Consider the following 3,143-nt stretch of genomic DNA (forward strand, 5'->3'; position numbering starts at 1 on the left):
GGGACAGGGCGAACTGCTCGCGGATGTGGGCCAGGACCACCATGTCATTGCGCTGGCTGTTGCTGAGTGGACGGCGACGCCAGGCTCGATATCCCCGAGGGCTGACATCCATGATCTTACACAGCCGGGCCACCGGGATTTCGTTGCGGTGTTCTTCAACGAAGGCAAACCTCATTGTTCGGGCATTCATACGGACCGATGGCATTCATGTCCTCACTCTCTCCGCGAAGAACACCGTGGCCTTTTTTAGAACGTCCCTCTCCTCCCGGAGCTGCCGGTTCTCTCTGCGCAGTTCTGCGACCTCGCGCTCAAGGTCGGATTGCGCTGTTGGCTTCTCGGGGTTCTTGCGTTCCTGCTGGATCCAACGGCTCAGCGTTGAAAAGCCAACACCGAAGTCAACGGCAACCTGCTTGCGGGAAAGCCCGCTCGACAATGCGACCCGAACTGCCTCTGCGTGGAACTCCGGGCTCGGTCGTGATGCCATGTCTGTTCTCCTTTGCGAAACGATTCGCGTTCAAAGGAGCGGAACAATTCCGCGACAAGTCCAAGGTCTCCATCCCAGTTTGATGGATCCACTATCTAAATGAACTCCAATGCAACAAGATGAAGATTCCTCTTCTCTAGAACACTGGATTGAAGCACCGAGAGTTTTGCTCTGCTCCGCTTCAAAAGAGACAGAACCGGAGAGTAGACGACCGCCCAAAATGCAAAAGCCTTTGTGCTTGATTGGATACTTTGAAGTGAATTGTAGAGATGCTGTAGGGCCAAGGCTCGGTCTTTCATCGAAAGGTCTGGAGACGAACATAGTCTTGTAATCTCGAGAATATGCGATCTGTTATGGTAGTGCTCTTCAATGGCTTCTCTGAAGCTTTCCATGAACACAGAATATATCATATTCTCACAACTCAAGGATCTAATCCTGCAAGACGCAAGATGTCTACCTTTTTCACTAACAACAATATATGATGAGTGACTATCATCAAATTGATCATTTTCAACACCCTGATCATCCACGCTGAGGCTCCAACCTAAGCGTTTCACAAATTGTTGCCCCCTAGCAACGAACGATCCCTCAACCTCTGGTGCACGCCGGTCTCCAGTAACGTGGCAAATCATTGATTGCAGCCTCCATATCCTCATCTGAAGATGGGAAAGGAGGCGAAATTAGTAATAATCCAGTAATATCGAAAATTAGAATCAAGCTCTAGTTAGTGCAAATTAGTATATCTAAACAGAAAGTCACAGATGTTGAACTGTAGCTTATGCTTTAGAGAACAATTAGCACAAATCTGACAGCGCCCGTTCGTTATCAACAACTTGTGTCCAGGAGAGGCGCCGAAAGACGTGAGCTAGCACCCCATTGATTCCTGGTGACGCAACCCCAATCGTCGTGCCTTAAGAGAAAATTAGTTAATTAATTGTATCAATTTTACATATATTCCTGATCGCGATCAGTGACCCTTGCCCTTTTGGAGACACTCTAGGCGCACACGATGGGCAACAACATGGAGGGAGGAATTCCACATTGACTCACCATGGCGGAGCAAAAATATTTGTAGAAACCAACAATTCAACCAGTTTCAGGCTCAATGTCGAGAGTGGCAAGCGTGGCTGCCCATGACCCAGGCACATGGCTTGTGCCTTTAAACTCCACCACCATGCTCAAGGCTGGCCGTAGATCTGTCTATCTACCGAACATGAAAAAGGATGTGAACTATGGAACGAGAAAAAAAATTCAAGGGCAATCTGGAAATTCCAATGATAGGCGTCCAATTGCAACGGGTTGGCGTTCTTGATGCTCAACGAATCTTGGAGGACGCGCTAGCGATTCATGTTGAAAAAGTTGAATTGATAGGCAAAAGAGACTTAGAAACTGTATCAGGCATCAATTCTGTCGAAGATAGACGCTCCCTTAAAAATAGGATGGTTGATTTTTGCCGGTATTTTCAGTTTGATCATTGCACAGTGCATACAATCTCTAGTGAAAGATGTCCAGACCTCAGGAGGATAATTGAAACCACCTATCCAACACCTTGGTTGTTTCGGTACATGTTATGCAACTATCAAAAAATTGATCCCGTTATAAAGGCGACGAGAACGTGGCAAGCCCCTTTTTTTTGGGATGAAACACATGATGGCAACGGAGAAGCCGAAAAATTTTTTGCTAATGCAAAAAAATATGGAGTTGGACCTTCTGGATTTACTTACGTTAGTTCGTCAAAGAATCGACCCGCTCTCGCCGTTTCTGCTTCTTCGACTGATGAAGCTGGCCAGTTTAGAAATAGGCTTCATGGAAAGTTTGATGCTCTTTGCCGACTATCTGAAGCCTTTTGCCGTGCGTTTCTTCGGGTTAATTATATCCCAAATAAACTAGAGGCTTTGTGTGAGGAGGAAATGCAGTACCTGAGAGATATTTGGGTTAGACCATTGAATCATTGCCCTCCGGATTCTGAGACTTCTGCGGGTGTTGGTAAAATTCGGTCTTCAATTGCGAGTAAACTTGGCTGCCACACCTTCGAGCAAGCTCTTCTTATTATCGGAAAGAGTGGCTTCTTGGATCAGCCCGTCCTTTTGGTTTCTGATTGTGGAGATAGCCCGTCAGAGGGGCGCGGTTCCTGAAGTGGAATTGCTTTGGTCACACAATTATTTCGCAAGTTCAATAATTGACACAGACGGCTCTTTTGACGCTTCTCGTATTCACTATGTATTGTATTGCTGATTCTGGTTGCGGTCCTTTGGATAAATGATCCAGGCCGTGATGAGCGTGCAGTCTACCGGCATGACGCTTGAGAACTTTGCGAAGGATCTCATTGGCCTGTTTAGACTCGCGCATTTCACGCTCTAGGCTCAGGACCCATTGATTTCCGGCGATCAGCGTGATTCACCGTTCGAAAAACGAGCGGTGACATGTCTGATCTCTTCTGGCTTAGCGACGCGCAGATGGCGCGGCTTGCGCCTTTCTTTCCCAAGTCTCACGGCAAGCCCCGCGTCGATGATCGGCGCGTGTTGAGCGGAATTATCTTCATCAACCGCAATGGCTTACGTTGGCGGGATGCGCCCGCCGCATACGGTCCGCACAAGACCTTGTACAACCGCTGGAAGCGGTGGAGTGACAAAGGTGTTTTCGCGAGGATGATGGCTGG

Annotated in this window: 4 protein-coding genes; 2 read left to right on the forward strand and 2 right to left on the reverse strand. The window is 47.9% G+C overall.

The features are described from left to right. Positions 1–205: 205 nt before the first annotated feature. Positions 206–484 (reverse strand): transposase, encoded by a 279-nt coding sequence (locus ACP15K_RS20225; RefSeq protein ID WP_424991456.1) that lies wholly within the window; start codon positions 482–484, stop codon positions 206–208. Positions 485–579: 95 nt separating this feature from the next. Continuing rightward, complete coding sequence (locus ACP15K_RS20230; protein WP_424991457.1) at positions 580–1,140, reverse strand: acyl-homoserine-lactone synthase; 561 nt, start codon at positions 1,138–1,140, stop codon at positions 580–582. Between the two features lie 576 nt (positions 1,141–1,716). Between ACP15K_RS20230 and ACP15K_RS20235 the strand changes: the two genes are divergently transcribed. Both ACP15K_RS20235 and ACP15K_RS20240 read left to right on the forward strand, forming a co-directional pair. Further along, positions 1,717–2,619: an autoinducer binding domain-containing protein gene (locus ACP15K_RS20235; protein ID WP_424991458.1), complete on the forward strand. Its 903-nt coding sequence runs from the start codon at positions 1,717–1,719 to the stop codon at positions 2,617–2,619. A 288-nt stretch (positions 2,620–2,907) separates the two neighbouring features. Continuing rightward, the coding region (locus ACP15K_RS20240; RefSeq protein WP_424990003.1) for a transposase at positions 2,908–3,143 on the forward strand (236 nt) is incomplete at its 3' end.

Source organism: Fluviibacterium sp. S390, assembly GCF_049800695.1.
In the GTDB taxonomy this organism is placed as follows: domain Bacteria; phylum Pseudomonadota; class Alphaproteobacteria; order Rhodobacterales; family Rhodobacteraceae; genus Meridianimarinicoccus.